This window comes from Sulfurimonas sp. RIFOXYD2_FULL_34_21, assembly GCF_001830805.1.
Classification (GTDB): domain Bacteria; phylum Campylobacterota; class Campylobacteria; order Campylobacterales; family Sulfurimonadaceae; genus Sulfurimonas.
This window is the reverse complement of record NZ_MICH01000015.1, coordinates 319,933-337,973: the sequence shown is the minus strand read 5'-3', so window position 1 is coordinate 337,973 and position 18,041 is coordinate 319,933. Positions and strand designations below refer to the sequence as shown.

At 35.1% G+C, this 18,041-nt stretch carries 16 protein-coding genes; 2 read left to right on the top strand and 14 right to left on the bottom strand.

Features of this window, described 5'->3' with window-relative positions:
* Nucleotides 1-22: 22 nt before the first annotated feature.
* The 6 genes from A2530_RS11750 to A2530_RS11725 are packed head-to-tail and all read right to left on the bottom strand — an operon-like array spanning nucleotide 23 to nucleotide 6,237.
* Nucleotides 23-3,094, bottom strand: a complete 3,072-nt coding sequence (locus A2530_RS11750; protein WP_294885186.1) for a CusA/CzcA family heavy metal efflux RND transporter — start codon at nucleotides 3,092-3,094, stop codon at nucleotides 23-25.
* A complete protein-coding gene (locus tag A2530_RS11745) occupies nucleotides 3,091-4,161 on the bottom strand; it encodes an efflux RND transporter periplasmic adaptor subunit (RefSeq protein ID WP_294885187.1) in 1,071 nt (356 codons plus the stop codon). Before A2530_RS11745 ends, A2530_RS11750 begins: the two co-directional genes overlap by 4 nt.
* A 2-nt stretch (nucleotides 4,162-4,163) precedes the next feature.
* Nucleotides 4,164-5,354, bottom strand: coding sequence for a TolC family protein (locus A2530_RS11740; RefSeq protein WP_294885188.1), 1,191 nt, complete (start codon nucleotides 5,352-5,354; stop codon nucleotides 4,164-4,166).
* Between the two features lie 42 nt (nucleotides 5,355-5,396).
* The gene (locus tag A2530_RS11735) at nucleotides 5,397-5,708 is read right to left on the bottom strand and encodes a hypothetical protein (RefSeq protein WP_294885189.1); all 312 of its coding nucleotides are present in this window, start codon (nucleotides 5,706-5,708) and stop codon (nucleotides 5,397-5,399) included.
* Nucleotides 5,709-5,761: 53 nt separating this feature from the next.
* The gene (locus A2530_RS11730; protein WP_294885190.1) at nucleotides 5,762-5,929 is read right to left on the bottom strand and encodes a hypothetical protein; all 168 of its coding nucleotides are present in this window, start codon (nucleotides 5,927-5,929) and stop codon (nucleotides 5,762-5,764) included.
* 35 nt (nucleotides 5,930-5,964) lie between these two features.
* Entirely contained in the window at nucleotides 5,965-6,237 is a 273-nt protein-coding gene (locus tag A2530_RS11725; RefSeq protein ID WP_294885191.1) for a CDGSH iron-sulfur domain-containing protein, read from the bottom strand.
* Between the two features lie 83 nt (nucleotides 6,238-6,320).
* Between A2530_RS11725 and A2530_RS11720 the strand changes: the two genes are divergently transcribed.
* The gene (locus A2530_RS11720; protein WP_294885192.1) at nucleotides 6,321-7,520 is read left to right on the top strand and encodes a cation:proton antiporter; all 1,200 of its coding nucleotides are present in this window, start codon (nucleotides 6,321-6,323) and stop codon (nucleotides 7,518-7,520) included.
* Here the strand turns inward: A2530_RS11720 and nosD are convergent.
* Nucleotides 7,517-8,737 (bottom strand): nitrous oxide reductase family maturation protein NosD, encoded by a 1,221-nt coding sequence (gene nosD, locus A2530_RS11715; RefSeq protein ID WP_294885193.1) that lies wholly within the window; start codon nucleotides 8,735-8,737, stop codon nucleotides 7,517-7,519. The two genes, A2530_RS11720 and nosD, sit on opposite strands and share 4 nt — an antisense overlap.
* Nucleotides 8,738-8,851: 114 nt before the next feature.
* Between nosD and pyk the strand changes: the two genes are divergently transcribed.
* On the top strand, nucleotides 8,852-10,294 hold the full coding sequence (gene pyk / locus A2530_RS11710; protein WP_294885194.1) for a pyruvate kinase: 1,443 nt from the start codon (nucleotides 8,852-8,854) through the stop codon (nucleotides 10,292-10,294).
* A gap of 130 nt (nucleotides 10,295-10,424) precedes the next feature.
* Here the strand turns inward: pyk and A2530_RS11705 are convergent, their stop codons facing one another.
* From A2530_RS11705 to A2530_RS11675, 7 genes are all read right to left on the bottom strand, one after another.
* Nucleotides 10,425-11,219 (bottom strand): shikimate dehydrogenase, encoded by a 795-nt coding sequence (locus A2530_RS11705; RefSeq protein ID WP_294885195.1) that lies wholly within the window; start codon nucleotides 11,217-11,219, stop codon nucleotides 10,425-10,427.
* Between the two features lie 5 nt (nucleotides 11,220-11,224).
* Entirely contained in the window at nucleotides 11,225-12,628 is a 1,404-nt protein-coding gene (locus A2530_RS11700; RefSeq protein WP_294885196.1) for an anthranilate synthase component I family protein, read from the bottom strand.
* A 48-nt stretch (nucleotides 12,629-12,676) separates the two neighbouring features.
* On the bottom strand, nucleotides 12,677-13,351 hold the full coding sequence (locus A2530_RS11695; protein ID WP_294885197.1) for an SPOR domain-containing protein: 675 nt from the start codon (nucleotides 13,349-13,351) through the stop codon (nucleotides 12,677-12,679).
* A 75-nt stretch (nucleotides 13,352-13,426) separates the two neighbouring features.
* Nucleotides 13,427-13,969, bottom strand: coding sequence for a DUF1882 domain-containing protein (locus A2530_RS11690; protein WP_294885198.1), 543 nt, complete (start codon nucleotides 13,967-13,969; stop codon nucleotides 13,427-13,429).
* 19 nt (nucleotides 13,970-13,988) lie between these two features.
* Nucleotides 13,989-15,236 carry a serine hydroxymethyltransferase gene (locus A2530_RS11685; RefSeq protein ID WP_294885199.1) on the bottom strand — a complete coding sequence of 416 codons (1,248 nt, stop codon included), beginning with the start codon at nucleotides 15,234-15,236 and terminating at the stop codon, nucleotides 13,989-13,991.
* A 137-nt stretch (nucleotides 15,237-15,373) separates the two neighbouring features.
* Entirely contained in the window at nucleotides 15,374-15,925 is a 552-nt protein-coding gene (locus A2530_RS11680; protein WP_294885200.1) for a hypothetical protein, read from the bottom strand.
* Entirely contained in the window at nucleotides 15,926-18,007 is a 2,082-nt protein-coding gene (locus tag A2530_RS11675; protein ID WP_294885201.1) for a TonB-dependent siderophore receptor, read from the bottom strand.
* Nucleotides 18,008-18,041: the final 34 nt, after the last annotated feature.

The window sequence follows — 18,041 nt, the reverse complement described above, 5'->3', positions numbered from 1 at the left end:
TCTTATAGAGCAGAGTTATAATTTAACTCTCCTCTTTGTTTAGTTTTATAAACTTTAGATATAAAAGCGGCAGTATGATTAGGGTTAAAAGTGTAGAGCTAATCAAACCGTTTATAACCACTATTGCAAGAGGTCTTTGAATCTCCGAACCCGGACCGTCTGCAAAAAGCAGAGGTACAAGACCAAGAGCCGCAATAGAAGCTGTCATAAGAACGGGACGAAACCGTTTAATAGACCCCTCTTTTACAGCGTCAAGAACACTATACCCATATTTAAGCAGATAGTTAAAGTAATTTACAAGAACTACGCCGTTTAGTACGGCGATACCTAAAAGTGCTATAAACCCGACTGATGCAGGAACGGAAATATACTCGCCGCTAAAGTACAATCCGGCAAATCCGCCGATAAGTGCTAAGGGTACATTTATCATAACAAGCACGGCTTGAGTTATAGAGTTGAATGATACAAAAAGCAGTATAAATATTAAAAATAGTGCGATAGGAATGATTACGGCTAGTTTTGCAGCAGCACGTTGCTGATTTTCAAACTCTCCGCCGTAAGTTACATAGTAACCCACAGGCATATCTACTTTTTGCTCTATTTGTGCTTTTGCTTCCTCTACAAAACTAACCAAATCACGACCCTCTACATTGCTTTGAACTACCGTCTTTCTATAACCGTTTTCATGAACTATCTGTACTGGCCCCGTCGTATTTTTAAAAGTAATCAGGTTTGCAAGAGGAATACTTTTTCCATCCTCAAGTATATAGTAGAGTTTTTTTAGAGTATTTAATGATTTATGCATACTCTCCTCAGCTTTAACCGTCAAGTTTATTCGGCGCATACCCTCTTGAATTATGCCTACTTGAACTCCCGTAACTGCTACTTTCATAAAGTTTGCTATCTCATGTTCGTTTACTCCGTAGTAACCTAAAGCTTGTTGGTTAAATTCAAGTTCAAAATATTCAACTCCTTCGTTACTCTTTTTATAGACGTCACTACTTCCTTTGATACCTTCTAAAATAGTTTTAATCTCTGTTGAGATACGCTCAAGCTCGTCATGGTTCTCTCCAAAGATATCAATAGCTAAATCTCCACGAACACCGGTTAGCATCTCGGAAACTCTCATTTCAATGGGTTGAGTAAATACATGTTCAATACCGACCATCTCGTCAAGCGACTCTCTTATGCGGTTTTTTACCCACTCTTTTGAGGGATTGCGCCACTCTCTCTTAGGTTTTAGAATAAAAAACGTATCCGTATCGTTAAGACTCATTGGGTCAAGTCCAAGCTCGTCAGTTCCGGTGCGGGCTATTATGGATGAAATTTCTGGAACGTCATGCATAAGCTTTGTCTGAATCTTTTTATTTAGCTCAATACTCTCTTCAAGGCTAATGGAAGGTAGTGACTCTATCATGGCAATAATAGTTCCTTCATCCATTGTAGGCATAAAAGTTTTGCCTGTTTTCGAGGCAAGATACAAAGAGGCTCCAAAAAGAAGAATTACTGTTATAAACATCGCAGTAGTATGTTTTATAGCAAAATCAAGTGATGGTTTATAAAACTTTAGTAAGTTTTTAATAAGCCAAGACTCTTTATCGGGACGAATTTTTAGGATAAAAGAGCTAAGAACAGGGATAAGAGTAAGAGACAAAATTAAAGAGCTAAATAGTGCAAAAACAATACTTATAGCTACTGGTTTAAATAGTTTTCCCTCAAGCCCTTCAAGAGTAAGCAGAGGCATAAAAACAATAATTATTATCAGTACTCCTGTTACTATTGAAGGTGCCATCTCAACGGCAGCATAATAGATAACATTCATCTTATTTTCATTTTTGCATCTCTCATCCCCAAGCTTTGCGGTAATATGCTCAACCATTACAACGGCAGAATCTACAAGCATACCCACGGCAATAGCTAAACCGCCAAGACTCATAAGATTTGCACTTAATCCGAAATAGTCCATAGCAATAAAACTCATCAAAAGCGCAAACGGTAAAATTATTGCAACACTAAAAGCAGAGGCAAAGTTTCCAAGAAGCAGTAACAGTACTATAACGATTAAAATAACTGCTTCAAAAAGCGAATTTTTAACAGTGTCAGTTGCAAGGTTAACCAGTTTTGAGCGGTCATAAAATATATCTATTTTAGTATCTTTTGGAAGCATAGTCTCTATCTGGGAGAGCTTCTCTTTTACCTCTTTTAAGACTATCTGAGTATTAGCTCCTCTAAGCCCTAAAACAAGACCTTGAACAGCTTCTCCCTCTCCGTTTTTAGATGAAAATCCGGCTCTTGTTAAATGCCCTACATGTACATCTGCGACATCTTCTATTGTTATAACTTTGCCCTCAATCAAAGCAACGCTTAGTTTGCGGATATCAAAAATATCATTAATACGTCCCACACTTCGCACTAAAATAGAGTTTACACCTTGAGTGACTCGTCCTGCACCGTCGTTTTGGTTGTTTTTTTCCAAGGTTGATATTATCTGCTCTAAAGTTATGCCGTATGTACGCATAGCGTCAAGCTTTGGTGTTACCTCATAAGTTTTTACTTTACCGCCAAGAGCATTTACCTCTGCAACTCCGCTAATAGAGCGGATTTTTGGTGATATAACCCAGTCAAGAAGAGAGCGTTTTTCAATTAAGTTGAGAGTTTTTGACTCTATCGTAAACATTAGTATCTCACTAAGAGGTGTACTTATGGGTGCTAATCCGCCTTCCATGTTTGAAGGAAGATTATCCATAATAGAGTTTAAACGCTCACTTACCTGCTGACGTGCCCAATATATATCAGTTCCCTCTTCAAAGTCTATGGCTACGTCGCATATACCGTATTTTGAAGTTGAGCGTATAATTGTTTGATGAGGTATTCCTAACATTCCCATCTCAATAGGAATAACAATGCGAGATTCGACTTCATCAGGTGTCATTCCGCTTGATTTCATGATGATTTTAACCTGTGTTGGGGAGATATCTGGAAAAGCGTCAACGGGAAGATTGTTGTATGACTTTATACCAAAACCAAAAAGCATAAGAGCAAGTAAAGAGACAAAGAGCCTCTGTGTAAGTGTAAAGGAGATTAACTTATTCATTCTTGTGCCTGTTGAAGCATATTTTGCAGTACGCTTGTACCGTTAATAACGATTTGCCCATCTAGCGCCGTATCATGAGAGATATAACATATATCTTTGTCTTCTAAAAGCAGTTTTACCTCTTGCTCTTTGTAGGTTAAACCCTCTTTTATAAAGAGTATGTTTTTACTGCCGTCTTGCACAACGGCTTTTTTGTTTACTATAAAAGCTTTTCCTTCAATTGAGAGTTTTGCTTTTGTTCTTAATCCATCAAGCAGATTTTCATCTTTTGGCAGAGAAAAACGTACATGTCTTGTTTGATTTTGAGAGTTTAAGATTGGCGATACATGTAAAACTTTTATTTTTATCTCTCTATTATCAATGTTCAGCAAAACTTCTTGCATCGGTTTAAGTTTACTTGCGGCTTCTTGAGACAAATCACTCTCAACCCAGTTGTCCCCATCTGTTTTTATAACAAAAATAGCGCTTGAGCTAGATATGCTTTTCCCCGGTTCTATGTTTACTTGAAGCAGAGTCCCATCAACCGGAGATAAAAGCTTTATATTTGGGGTTATGCTCAAATCTTTAGATAGTGTTTCAATCATCTTGCTATCTGCACCGTAAGCTCTAAGCAGTGCTTTTGACGCCAAAAGTTTTATCGTGTCGGTTTTAAGTTGTGACTCTGCGGCAATGCACTCCTTCTGGGCTATTATCTCCTCTTTGCAAAGCTTTGATTTGCGATTTGCCTCATTTTGGCTTTGCAATTGTGTAATTGAGTCGGCAATTGCGCTTTTTTGAGCTTCTATCCACTCTGAAGCGCTAAGTAGAGCTAAAACGTCACCCTTTTTAACTCTCTCAAAACTTACTCGATTTAGCTTTACTACCTGAGCTTCATAAGGCAGAGAGATTGTATGCATAAGATTTGGCGGAGTTTTAACACTCATCATATACTCTCCAAGCGGAATGTATGATACCTCTTTGGCAAGAGCCGTCTCAATTTGCCAGTTTTTTTCCTGCTCCAAAGTCAGCGTAATGTCCGCTAGAAGAGAGATACTAAGTAAAAGTTGTAAAATAGTAAATTTTTTCATAATTAATCCTTTATCTTCACGACACCATATAGTTCAAATAGTGTTTTGTAGTAGTTTTTATAATATTCGGTAAGCTCTTTTTTGAGATTTGATACCTCACGTTGACTCAGTAAGTACTCGATAGGAGAATTTTCGCCTAAGCGGTATGCGCTCTCAACAAGAGGCATAAGTGCATTTTCATACTCATTGAGCATTGATTTTAGAGTAGCTATATCTTCAAAACTTTTGTTTAACTCTTTTTGCAGAAGTTTTATTTTTGAGGCTTTCTCTAGCTTAAACTCCTCTTTTTCATACTCTATAGCACTCTTTTTATGAAGAGTTTCAGCACGGCTGTGCTCATTAAACGAGGTAGTAAAATTAAGCGGTATAGAGACTCCTAGGGTAAACCTGTTTGTATCAATCTCATTTTGATATGAAGCACTGAGTTTTAGCGAGTCAAAAAGAGTATCGTACCTCTTAAAATCACTCTCAAGACTATCTATCTTTTTGTTTAGTGATTGCTCATGTAGTGAATCTTCTGAGATGTTAAACGTGACCTCTTTTACAATACTGTTTAAGTCTTTGCAAGATAGCTCTTTATCGCCAAAAAAAGGTAAAAGAGTTTTAGACTCTAAGCTTTGAGCGGAAATTTTTAGTTCGCTCTCATATCTTTTATACTCGTTTTTTAGACGCTTTAGCTCTATTTGTAGTTGTAAAAGCTCTTTTTTTGATATCTCTTTGTAGTCGTACGCTTTTGCTTTTTTCTCATAAAGCGTCTCAAAAGCAACAAGAGATTTTTTATACTGATTTAAATTTTCAACATCCAGACAACTTACATGATAAAGAAAACTAATTTCATTTTTTAAAAGTAAAAAGTTTTGTTTCAACTCTAGTATCTGCGCATCGTTCATGTCTGATACAGATTTAACCATGCTCTCTTTGATGCGCGGGTTTATGATGTTTTGTTCTACTCCTACGCCGTACTCATAACCTGATTTGCCTAAATCAGGTTTTGCATAAGTTCCTTGCGTAGAGAGTAAAAGCGCCTCTCTTGATGATATAGCCCTGTTTTGTGAAGCATATGCACTTTCATAAGCTTTAATGCTTTTTGCCATAGGGTGTTCATCTTCAATTTTTTGTAATATTTCACTTAAATTAACTTCTGCCGCATGTAAAAATAAAGTACATGTAAACAGAAAAAATATTGATTTCATCTGCAATCCTGTTTTTATATATATTTATTTGTGATTTAAAAGTTATGCAATAGGTGGTTTAAAAAAGTTGAATTGTTTTAATGAAAAGTAGGTTCCATTGTATGAAAAAAGGCTTTTTTCTTTTCCTATGATAGGAAGTGACGGTTCTTTTGTAGGAAACGTATAAGATATATGGTACTCAAAATGAATATCACATAAGTTGTCACCTCTTTTTGTAGTATCAAAAGAGAGTTCATTTATATAAGCTTTTAACGAGGAGTGTTTATTATCTAAAATCGCAAAAGTATAGTCATGCGTAACCGAAAAGCTTATTGCAAATAACAGTAGCAAAGAGTATATTTTTTTTAACTTCATAGTGCTATTTTACTTCATTAATCTTAAGAAAAAATTGTTAATACAATGTAGTTTTAACTATTATATATAGTTACTCTATTTCTTCCGTTATCTTTTGAGAGATAAAGGGCTTTATTCGCTTTTGCATACAAAGAGATTATTTTTGAATCTTTTTTGATTAAGTCCAATAGACCGTGCATTAAAGGTGCTACAATTTTTAAAACTATTTGAAATTTATACATATTTTTCCACCCTATAAATTGTATCTAAAATAATTTTATTTTACGCCTTTACCTATCTCGTCGTCTTTATAAATACTGTGTGTTCCATCGCAAAAAGGGAAATTTCCGCTGCTTTTGCATAGACAAATCTGATATGGTTTTGTCTTTTCGACAGTTAATTTTTTAGGAGAACACCCGCTTCCCTCATGACTTCCGTCACAAAAAGCACCGTTTTTGCTTCGTCCGCATGTACAGATAGAGTACTCGACTCCGGCTTCTAGTGTTACACCTTTAGGTTTGTTGTGAAATACTATTGCATCTTTACACATAACTTATCCTTTGATATATTTAGGACTATTATAATAGGAGATTGAATATATTGTCAAGATGAAAAAGATAGTATAATAAGCGGATGGAAGCACATGACTTTTTTTTAGTACTCTTTTTGATTCTTATAGTAGCAAGAATTTTAGGTGAAGCTTTTGCGAGGATGAGAATACCTTCTGTTCTTGGCGAACTATTTGCAGGGATTATTCTCGGCTCATCCGTTCTTGGCATAATAGAACCTAATGAAATACTTAAAATTTTGGCGGAGATAGGGATTATACTTTTACTTTTTGAAGTGGGGATTGAGACCGATTTTACACGATTAAAGGATGCTGGAAGCAAATCACTTGCTGTAGCACTTTTAGGCGTGGTTTTGCCTTTTAGTTTTGGGCTTTTGAGTGCTTATTATGTTTTTGGACTTGCTTTTGATATATCCCTATTTGTAGGCGGAACGCTTACTGCAACAAGTATTGGCATTACGCTTAGGGTGCTTAGAGATATACATATGGAAAACACAAATATAGCTCAGATAGTCATCGGTGCGGCTGTAATAGATGACATTATCGGGATAATACTTTTAGTATTTATATATGATTTTTCTATCTCACATGAGGCGAATTTTACTCATACACTTTCCGTTGCAGGTATGGTTTTGATGTTTTTAGTTCTTGCTCCGATTTTGGCAAAAACGCTCTCTTATCTTATACATAAATTTCACGGAAACGATTTGGTACCGGGGTATATTCCCAGCATAATTATTTCGCTTATTCTGTTTTTTGCATATCTCTCGCACTTAGTCGGAGCGCCTGCTATACTTGGTTCTTTTGCCGCCGGCATAGCACTCTCAAGAAGATTTTTTCTCCCTTTTGGCGCATTTTTAAATACAAATGAGTTGCTACTCGATGATGTACGAAAAAATATGACCCCGATTATCCAGATATTTACACCTATATTTTTTGTTATGGTGGGGTTGTCTATGGATTTAAGAGTAATAGATTTTTCATCTTCCTCTTTTTGGGTTATGTCGCTATCTTTTGTATCTTTAGCTTTTATAACAAAATTTTTAGGAGCATTTTTTATTATACAAAAGTGCGCTAGAAATAATGCGCTTATAGGAATTTCAATGATACCAAGAGGAGAAGTAGGGCTTATCTTTGCCGAAATGGGAAGAGTAAACAATATACTGCCAAATGATATCTATGCAATGCTGATTTTTGTCATTATCATCACGACGGTAGTACCGCCGTTTTTATTAAAGAGGTACTTTAAAGGGGAGTGTGTTTAGTTTGTTACTTGAAATATAGGCTTCTTATCTTCTATCAAAAAAATAGGCTCCATAAACGGGGCTATTTTTAGTAAAAAGTTTAACATTGAGAGTACGGGAGAGCCGTAAAAAAACATCAATTCCGGATTGTTTACCCAAAGCTGATCAAGATAGAGATACTTTTTATGAGAGCTGTCCCCTATGTTATCTTTGTTTATATCAAACCCCTCATAATCATCCCAGTAGTTTCCCTCTATCTCATTCTCATTTGTTCTGCCGTTGCGGCTATCCGTCATAATATTATCCATATTTCCAAATATCTTATTATTTTTTATAACGTTTGCTATGCTATGGTTTTTAAAGTCCAGACCTCTTGTGCTATACATTATTTTGTTATCTAAAATCCGGTTTTTTGTCTCTTGCATCTTTGGAGAGTTATCGATATAAAGCGCTTGATTGCACTCTCCTACGCTGTTTTTTTCTACATGTATATTTGATGCACCTTTAAAAAGTATGCCAAGACTCGTTTGTGCGCCGTGGTGTCCTGCTACTATATTGTCGGTTACGTTTATATCCATGCTTCCTTCTAAAAAGATGCCGATTGCACTCTCTTTTACTCGGTTCTCTTTTATTATTATATTTTTTGAGTGATGCGTATATATGGCAAATCTACACTCTTGCATGTAGTTGTTTTCAATAGCATTGTTGTTGGAACGCATAAAAACGATATCACGCGATTTTGTAAACGAGTTGTTTTTTATGACATTGTCATGACTAAACCAGAGTCGAAGTCCATCGCCTCTAAGCCCTATATCTTCGCTGTTTGAAGAGATTTTGTTGTTTAAGACGGCAGAATTGCCGACATTGTCCATAAAAATACCAAAAAGAGACTCTTCAATCGTACAGTTTTCTACAACCACTTTTTGTGAGTTATTTATAAAAACGGCAGCATCCATAGCATCGGCTCTATTGCCGCTTTTAATGATTTTTAGATTTTGAAGTTTTACATGTGAGCTTTTTATCGTTATGACAGTCCCGCTACCGCTGCCTTCTATGACGACTCCGTCCTCTTTTGCCAGTATGCTAATAGGCTTATCTATAACAATATTGCCTTTGTAGATACCTTTTGATAGTTTTACTACAGAACCGCTTGAGGCAGAGTCGATTGCCTCTTGAAGTGGATTTGTATCTGCATTTGCAATAAAAGTAAAACAGATAAAAAGAAGTGTTTTAAACATAAAAATCCTAAATATCAAACAAAATTTTAATTTTGTAATTATGACACATTTAAAAAAAAGTAAAAGATAAAGTGTAGTTTATGATATGATTATTTGAGTAATAAGGAGTCTTTCATGAAAAAAAGAACTAAAATCTTAGCTACAATAGGTCCGGCGTCTGATAGCCTTGAAGTTATAGAGTCGCTTATGGGGGCAGGTGCGAATGTTTTTAGGTTAAACTTTAGTCATGGAACGTACGAGTATCATTTGGATGTTATAAATAAAATCCGTCAAGCCATGAAAAACATGGGCTTAGTAGTTGGAATCCTTCAAGATATCAGCGGTCCTAAAATCCGTGTAGGAGAGCTTGAACACCACTTTGAACTAAAAGAGGGCGACACGGTTGTTTTTCATAAAGATAACATTATGGGCAGAGCCGTTAGCGAGGATAGATATGAAGTTTCTATAAACTATCCTGAAATTTTATCTCAGTTACATGTAGGAGATTATATCTATCTTTATGATGGGATTATACGAACAAAAGTCACTACATGTAAGGATGATAGAGTTGAAGTAAGCGTTGAAAACTACGGTACTCTCTCGTCCAAAAAAGGGGTAAATTTTCCAAATACTTTTCTTGGCGTAGATGTTTTGAGCGAAAAAGACATAGCGGACATGGAGTGGGGTGTAAAAAACGGTGTTGATTTTATGGCTATCTCTTTTGTGCAAGATGCCTCTGACATGTTAAAAGCTCGTGGTATTGTTACAAGTCTCGGAGGCAAACAGATGCTAATCGCAAAGATAGAGAAGTTCGATGCCATACATAACATAGATGCAATTTTGGCGGCTTCTGATGGGCTTATGGTTGCTCGCGGAGATTTGGGGATAGAAGTAGCGTACTATGAAGTGCCAAATATCCAAAAGATGCTTATACACAAAGCAAATATGGCTTCAAAACCTGTTATAACGGCAACACAGATGCTTCTTTCAATGACGCATAGCCAGAGGGCTACAAGGGCAGAGATAAGCGACATCGCAAATGCCGTTCTTGACGGTACCGATGCGGTAATGCTATCAGAAGAGAGTGCGGTTGGAAAGTACCCTGTTTTGGCTGTTAAAGCTATGTTTGAAACTATTAGAGAGACAGAGCTTCAGTATGATTATTTTCAATTTGACGATATTAAGTGTTATGATGCGACTAATGCCATAGACGAGTCGGCGGTGAGACTAGCAAGAGACTTAAATGTCGATGGGATTTTATCCGTTACTTCATCTGGAAACTCTGCAAGAAAACTGGCAAAATACCGACCTAAACAGCCGATTTATGCTATAACTCACGATGATGGAGTAAGACAACAACTCACACTAAGCTGGGGAGTTATTCCTGCATTTTGGGTAAAAAAAAGCTCGTTTGGACAAACAGTTCGCGAGGTAATGCAAAGAGGTTTTAAAGATGGTGTGCTACATTCTAAAAGCAGCTATATCTTAACCGCAGGAGACCCTGTAGGAGTAAGCGGCTCGACAAATACTATTCGCTTGCTTAGAGAAGTGGAGATGGAATTTTTTCATAAGCTTTAATATGTTTTATAAATTATACAAGCTCTACTATGATACAAAATAAATTTCTACAAAGAAATAGCAGTAAATAATTAGTTTTGTACATTTTTTTGTGTACTGTAAAATATTAAACACATTATTTTATAGCTTTTTAGAGTTCAAAACTCTTTGACATGTAAGTTTTAATATCTTTGGTTTTTAGCTCATAATTTATAAAAAGTTCGTTTGCCAAAATGCCTTGACCTAAAAGCATATCAGCACCGTCTTTACATATTATATTTTTTTTATGTGCAAGTTTTAAAAACGGTGTAGTTTTTCCATAAATTGCATCAGCTACATAAGATGTATTATCTAAAAGAGACTCAATTATATTTTTTGGAGCAGGTAACTCTTCATCTTTTAGTCCGGCACTTGTTGTATTTACGACTAAATCATATTTTGAGATTTTAAAATCTTCCCAACTATAACACTTACAGCCAAGTTCTTTAAAGTAAGACAGCCTGTTTTTGCTTCTATTTAGAACGGTTACTTTTATGCCGTCTTGTAGAAATCTTGCAGCAAGTGCTTTTGCTGTTCCGCCGGCTCCGAGAATCAAGATATTTTTTTTATCTCCAAACTCTTTAATTGCAAACATAAAACCATCAGCGTCAGTGTTATAGCCTATAAGGCGACCGTTTTCATTTATAATAGTATTTACGACGCCTACTTTTGTTGCAAAACCTCTTACTTCATCACAAGCAGTATATGCCGCTTCTTTATGAGGAACTGTTATATTTGCTCCACTAAGACCAAGTGCAAAAAAAGTCTCTTTAAGTTTTGTGCCGTCTTTTAAATGGACTCTTGTATAACATGCAGGATAATCAAGATGCTTAAATACGCAGTTGTGCATAAGAGGAGAACGGGAGTGTGACACAGGATCGCCAAAAATAGCAAAAAGTTTTTTCATAGCCTTTAGTCTAAATCTTCTAGTGAATGTACTAATGCACCTAGTTTATTTTTAACTTCCAGATACTCCAACTCATTTTTGCTATCAGCCACAACACCTGCACCGGCTTGAAGAATTACTTTATCATCTTTTACCATAGCAGTTCTTATGGTTATTGCACTATCCATATTTCCATCAAACCCAAAGTAGCCTACGCTTCCGCTGTAAAATCCTCTTTTTAACCCTTCATATTCAGCGATAAGCTCCATTGCTCTAATTTTTGGTGCTCCCGTCATTGTTCCCGCTGTAAAGGTAGCCATGAAGAGATCAAACATATCTTTATCATCAGCAATAGTAGCAGTGACATCAGAGACTATATGCATGACATGTGAAAAGCGCTCGATATGCATCATATCTTCTACTTTTACGCTTCCAGTTTTTGCAACGCGACTTACATCATTTCTGCCTAAATCAATTAGCATAAGATGTTCAGAGAGCTCTTTTGGGTCATGAAGAAGTTCATATTCTAGCTCTTTATCTCTCTCTTTTGTATTGCCTCTTTTACGAGTTCCTGCAATCGGACGAAGAAGAAGTTTTCCCTCTATTAGTCTAACCATAACTTCAGGAGAAGAGCCGACTATGTTAAAATCTTCATATTCCATCAAAAACATATATGGTGATGGGTTTTTAGTTCTAAGAATTCTGTAAAAGCTAAACGGGTCAACTTTTATTTTTCTTGTAAAACGGTTTGTCATGAGTATCTGAAATACATCACCGCTTTTTATCATCTCTTTAGAGTCATCAACCATCTTGAAAAAGTGCTCTTTAGTATGTGCAAAGCTACCCTTATCGTCCCCGATATTTCTTTTCATATGGATATATTCATATGAACCTTTTAACTCATCTTCAATCATCGCAAACTTGTCACTCATCTCTTTAACGGTACTTATAAGTGTAAGTTGATGATTTTTATGAGAATATACTAATATAATCTTTGGAAGAATTAAATCCAAATCGGGAGTATTAAACTCATCTACAAGATTTTCCATAATTGTTTTAAGTTTTGGTTCAAAGACTTTGACCATGTCATAGCCGATATACCCTATAAAACCATCTACATATCCGACTTTTAACTCTGCTGAAGCTTTTTTGTAGGCTGAAGTATCTATATTTTTGTAGTAGTTTTTTAAAAAGTCAAATGGGGATTCATTTTTTACATGCTTTACGCCATTAACATCGGTGTAAAGTGTTTGATTGTTTATATATTGTACTCTCTCTCTTGCACCTATACAAATAAAACTGTAGTTTCCTTCGCTTTGTCCTGCACTCTCAAAAAGATAGGAGATTTCATTTTTAAATATAGTTTTTAGTTTTGCATAAACTGCTATTGGAGCTAACTGATCTTGGAAAAATTGTTTAGAGTAAATCAAATGAGTACCTTGTTTATATAATTGCTCCTGCAATAGGAGCATTAAGAGTTATATTTTTGTTATAAAAGCAGCGGCTTCTACAGAACTTCTAATAGGTTTTAGTGCTTTTCTAGCCTCGGATTCGCTATTAAAAGGACCAACTAAAACTTTATTAATCTCTTTAGAATTTATAGTCACTTGGTGAAACTTATATTTGTATCCTAGTTTTAAAATTGAATCAAGAAATTTTTTATTAGGTTCGTATTTTGCAAATGAGCCTACTTGTATATAATATCCGCTTGAAGCTACTGCAGGCGCAGGCGCAGGTGCTTCTTTTATTGTTGCTTTATTAGGTTTTTGCGCAACAGTTTTAGGAGTTTCTTCTTTAGCAGGCTCAGTTTTTTCTACACTTTCTGTTGCTTTGGCACTCTCTTTTATACTCTCTTCTTTTAGTTTTTGTGCAATTTTATCTAAAGAGGCATTCTCGGCAGAAGACTCTTTTACAACCTTAACTTCTTCAAAAAGAGGTTCGTCGGTAATAGTTTTTGTTTGTTTTTGCGGTTCAGGCGGAAGAGCTGCTTGAGGCAAGTTGCTTGTGCCGTTTGACGCAAGGGTGCTCATAAGCATGACAACAATAATTAAAATAACACCAAGCGTAGCCACAACCAAAATGATTTTTTTATTTCCTGCAGATGAGCTACTTTTGTTTAGTATAATATCGTTTAATTCACTTTTTTCTTCCATAACTTCTCCTCTTTAACTTATATGTTTATAATAATACCAAAAACTTGTTTATAGTGAGTGTATTTTAAATAAACACTACATATGCTTTGACCAAGAAGCACCACGTTCTTTAGAATAAACTTCATACGGTAGAGTTAAAATATTATACTCATCAGGCATATCTGCATTTGGAAACATTCTCCATTGCTTTGGCTGTTTAGCAGCTAATTTCATAGATATCATTTTTCCTAGCTGTATAGCCTCTTGTAGAGTGGTGTGTCCTTTGTGTATGTAAACATGAAGATGACCTTCTGTTTTCGTTTTATAAGCCGTGAAATTTATAAAACCCTCTTCACGAAGAAGAAGTTGTGCTTTATGATAAAAACGTTCAGGGTCTCTTCCGTTATAGTCAATAACAATATTTTCTACTTTACCGAGTTTGTTAATTAAAGAGTGAGCCACTGTTATCTCACCTTTAATATGCTGATTGATAACAGTTTGCGACAGCGCAGAATTTACTTTTTCAAACTTATTGTAAAATGTACGACCTTTAAAGAGAATCTTGTCAACTACTTCATCCCTCTTTATCCAGTAATGGTCACTAATCATTTTTATAAGTTTTAAATCCATGGCTGTCATTATTTATCCTTTAATTTAATTAATAAGTCGGTTGATTATAAATTACAAAGTTTTGAGCTAATGCTTTTAGTTCCTCTTTAACCGTTGCTTGTAAGTCAGTATTATTGATATCATCTAAAACATCGGCTATTTTATTTGCAATAAACTCAAATTCCTTCTCTTTCATTCCTCTTGAAGTAAGTGCAGGAGAACCTATTCGGATGCCTGAAGTTACAAAAGGACTTCTTGTTTCACCAGGAACGGTATTTTTATTTACCGTAATGCCTGCATTTCCAAGAGCAATGTCAGCATCTTTACCAGAAAATTCGCGATTTAAAAATGAGAGTAAAACTAAGTGATTGTCAGTTCCACCGCTTACTAAATCGTAACCTCTTTTAACCAATACTTCACCTAGAATTTTTGCGTTTGCTTTTACTTGTGCAGCATAATCTTTCCATTCAGGAGAGAGGTTATATTTAAACCCGACTGCTTTTGCAGCTATTACATGTACAAGTGGTCCGCCTTGAAGAGCTGGGAAGATTGCAGAGTTCATCTTTTTTGCTATCTCTTCATCATTTGTCATAATCATACCGCCTCTTGGACCCGCAAGAGTTTTATGAGTCGTAGTTGTTACGACATGAGCGTGAGGAAATGGACTCATGTGTTCACCTGCTACAACAAGTCCTGCAACATGGGCAATATCAGCAAACATAATTGCTCCGACCGCGTCGGCAATTTCACGGAATTTTTTAAAGTCTATCTCTCTGGCATATGCAGATGCACCGCAAACTATGATTTTTGGTTGCACTGCTTTTGCAATTTCTAAGATTTTATCATAGTTCATGCGACCGTCAAGCTCAACACCGTATGTAAAACTTGAGTAGTTTTGACCAGAAAAGCTAGGTTTTGAACCATGCGTTAAGTGACCGCCGTGGCTTAAATCCATTCCTAAAAGTTTGTCACCGGCTTTTAAAAGACCGGCATAAACAGCAGCATTTGCCTGACTTCCGGAGTGAGGTTGTACGTTTGCATAATTACATCCGAAAAGCTTACATGCTCTGTCAATTGCAAGCTGTTCGACGCCGTCCGCATATTCACATCCTCCGTAGTAACGTTTGGAAGGATAGCCTTCTGCATATTTGTTAGTAAATACAGAACCCATTGCTTCCATAACGGCTGGAAGCGTAAAGTTCTCAGATGCAATCATCTCCAAGTGGTTAGTTTGACGCTCTAACTCTTTTTCGCATAAATCAAATATCTCTTTATCGTATTCTTTTAAAAAACTCATATTACAAATTCCCTTGTAAGTTAAATATATGGATTATACAAAAAGTATAATAATAAATGACTGAATGGTATTTTGATTAAATAATTATCTCTTTAAAGTTGATTTCATAATAAAAAGTAGTTGAATTATATAACTGCTTATTGTTCGTCTTCTTGAGTATTGATAAATTTTACTATTTCATATAGTGAAGGGATGAAATCTATTTTATTGTTTTTGAAGTTTTTTTTATTTATATAAAGTGCTGTATTTTTTTCAAGCATAAGAGAGAACATAAGACCGCTTTTTAAATTATTTATATCGTATGAAAAAGTAATAATTCCCTTAGATGCACATATATTAGACAAATCTTTTATTGCTGTTTGTGAGTTTAATATATAAATAGCCGTTGCTTCGGTGCTTTGCGATATTTTTGAAAATTCTACTGTTTTTGTCTCAAATACATAATTGGAGAGAGTATTTTTATAGAGTTGCAAGAAAATATTTTGTATATTTGCTGCTGTTGTACCATCGCTCTCTTCATGGGCTATAATAAATACAATTTTATTATCTACTAACTTGTTGTTTATCTTTTTATCAAGAAGCAAAATTTTAGGAAAAACGGCTATTTGTGCTTTGATAAGCATTTCATTGTATGTATATCCATAAATAGTAACAGTTAAAGTAAAAAATAATAAAATAAATTTTTTCATTTAAAATCTTTTTACATAAGTAACCATAAAGCTTCTCTGTTCTTGAGTGTAATCATCCGGGTAAGTATCACTAGCAGATGGGTGTTTAACTTTTTGATCAAATATATTTTTTACACTTAATGTTAGACTATAGTCGTTGATTTTATTTTTGTAGTATAAAGAAGCATCGACAGTATAATAGTCACTTAGTTTTTCTCTAGTATCTTTTTGTTCCCTCTCTTTAGACCCTACATATTTTAAAATAGTGCTTATTGAAATATTGTTTTTTATATTATAAATATAGTAGCCCTTTGCCATATGTTGTGCTGCAATTGCCAACTCTACATTGTCGTTGTCTTTTCCATCAACAAAAGAGTAGTTTAGATACAGCTGATCGTTATGAGTAACGTTTCCCTTATATTCTAATTCTGTTCCATAAATATCTATATCTTTTATATTTTCATAATCTGGATGCGCCGTAGTATTGTGTATTTGTTTGCTATTGTTTAAAAAAAAGAGATTTACTTGTAGATGAGCATCGCTGGAAAATTTTCTAATATAGGCTGCTTCATAAGCATTTACATGTTCTGGTTTAAGATTTTTGTTTGTTGAAATTGCATGGTTATTTATAATAAACATCTCTTGCCAAGATGGATTTCTATCTAGTTTACTGTATATAGCTTTAAAAATATTTTGGACGTCATATTGATACACGGCAGAGATTCTCGGATCAAAATTACTATTTTGAAGTGAAGTTTTTTCATAATTAAATCCATAAGTAAAAACTAAATAATCACTGTAAGAGTACTCATCTTCAATAGTAAAAGTATAGGTATTTCGTTTGGCATCTTTGTCAAAGAATGGACGTGTTTGTGTGTAATCAACTAGCGCCGCGTTTCCGGTTGTTAAGTTTGAGAGTTTATAAAACATATCTATTGTCTCTTCATTAGTAAGTCGATAGCCTATACTTATAGTATGATTTTCAAAACCACTATATTTTAAAGAAGCTGCTTGATAGAGTGTGCGCTGTTTTGCGTAGTATTCTCCATACATTCCATCACTAAATATTGCAGTGGGGGTTTTAAAATTATCAGGAGCAACCTTAGCGTTATAATCAAATGTATCATATTTAGCACCGGCAGCAATATTAATATCGTAATCATCTATTTTTTTGTCATATGCCAGCTCAAGATAGTGGCTTGGTGATTTAAGGTAATCATTTTCTTGTGGTAACATGTAAAGATAGCCGTAACCTGCTCCTTGCTTATGATTAAGTGTTCGCGCTTTAAGAGAAAACTCTTTATACTTAAGTGTCATACCTAAAGAGTAGTTTTTTAACCATAGCGGGGCATCTGCAGAGCTTGAAAGTGGTCTGTTGTCTATAACAAAAGGAGATGAAAAACTAAACAAGCCTTGCGATAAAGCATCATATCCTGAGGATAATTTTTTGTCGTCTTGCTGGTAAAAGAAGTCGCTAAAGAGACTGAAGTCATCTTTTTTGTAAGTTTTTGTAAAGCCGCCCATTTTATAATTGTAAGATCCTGCTTTAAAAATAATTTTATCATTTTTCTCATCGCTGTTCATATCTTCAGCATATGTAATAACATTGATAGAACCTGCATATGAGTTAACCTTGTTTGTTTTACTTCCTGGACCTCTTACTACTTCTATCCGCTTTATCATCTCAATCGGCAATGATAAATATTCGGAATACCCTTCAAAAAAGAGGTTGTTTACCGATACGCCGTCAATAAAGAGTTTTGATTGACCATAAGCAAGAGGATTTGAACCTCTAAATATAGGAACTTGATTATTAAAATTGTCTGTTGCCGTATCGGCACCGGGAACTAAAGTCAATGCCTCTTTAAGGGTAGAGACACCAAGCTTTTCAAGCTCTTTTCCTTGAAATATCGATATAATGTACGGTTGATAGTGTTCGTTTAGTTTAGTTTTAGTTGCAATGTCGCCAAATAGCTCCATTTCAGAAGTAATAGATGTTATAACGTTCTCTTCTTCAGCATGCAAATGTGTAGAAATTATTGTAAAAAGTATTAGAAAAATGATAATGCTACGTTTTTCTAAAATTGATAAATGACAAATCATTTAAACCGGACTCTATAAAATAGCATTGCATCTC

What these genes read in the sequence shown, in the direction of transcription:
- A2530_RS11745 (WP_294885187.1), bottom strand. Translation starts at nt 4,161, where the DNA reads ATGAAAAAATTTACTATTTTACAACTTTTACTTAGTATCTCTCTTCTA.
- A2530_RS11720 (WP_294885192.1), top strand. Translation starts at nt 6,321, where the DNA reads ATGGAAGCACATGACTTTTTTTTAGTACTCTTTTTGATTCTTATAGTA.
- pyk (WP_294885194.1), top strand. Translation starts at nt 8,852, where the DNA reads ATGAAAAAAAGAACTAAAATCTTAGCTACAATAGGTCCGGCGTCTGAT.
- A2530_RS11685 (WP_294885199.1), bottom strand. Translation starts at nt 15,236, where the DNA reads ATGAGTTTTTTAAAAGAATACGATAAAGAGATATTTGATTTATGCGAA.
- A2530_RS11730 (WP_294885190.1), bottom strand. Translation starts at nt 5,929, where the DNA reads ATGTATAAATTTCAAATAGTTTTAAAAATTGTAGCACCTTTAATGCAC.
- A2530_RS11690 (WP_294885198.1), bottom strand. Translation starts at nt 13,969, where the DNA reads ATGACAGCCATGGATTTAAAACTTATAAAAATGATTAGTGACCATTAC.
- nosD (WP_294885193.1), bottom strand. Translation starts at nt 8,737, where the DNA reads ATGTTTAAAACACTTCTTTTTATCTGTTTTACTTTTATTGCAAATGCA.
- A2530_RS11725 (WP_294885191.1), bottom strand. Translation starts at nt 6,237, where the DNA reads ATGTGTAAAGATGCAATAGTATTTCACAACAAACCTAAAGGTGTAACA.
- A2530_RS11675 (WP_294885201.1), bottom strand. Translation starts at nt 18,007, where the DNA reads ATGATTTGTCATTTATCAATTTTAGAAAAACGTAGCATTATCATTTTT.
- A2530_RS11680 (WP_294885200.1), bottom strand. Translation starts at nt 15,925, where the DNA reads ATGAAAAAATTTATTTTATTATTTTTTACTTTAACTGTTACTATTTAT.
- A2530_RS11695 (WP_294885197.1), bottom strand. Translation starts at nt 13,351, where the DNA reads ATGGAAGAAAAAAGTGAATTAAACGATATTATACTAAACAAAAGTAGC.
- A2530_RS11735 (WP_294885189.1), bottom strand. Translation starts at nt 5,708, where the DNA reads ATGAAGTTAAAAAAAATATACTCTTTGCTACTGTTATTTGCAATAAGC.
- A2530_RS11740 (WP_294885188.1), bottom strand. Translation starts at nt 5,354, where the DNA reads ATGAAATCAATATTTTTTCTGTTTACATGTACTTTATTTTTACATGCG.
- A2530_RS11750 (WP_294885186.1), bottom strand. Translation starts at nt 3,094, where the DNA reads ATGAATAAGTTAATCTCCTTTACACTTACACAGAGGCTCTTTGTCTCT.
- A2530_RS11705 (WP_294885195.1), bottom strand. Translation starts at nt 11,219, where the DNA reads ATGAAAAAACTTTTTGCTATTTTTGGCGATCCTGTGTCACACTCCCGT.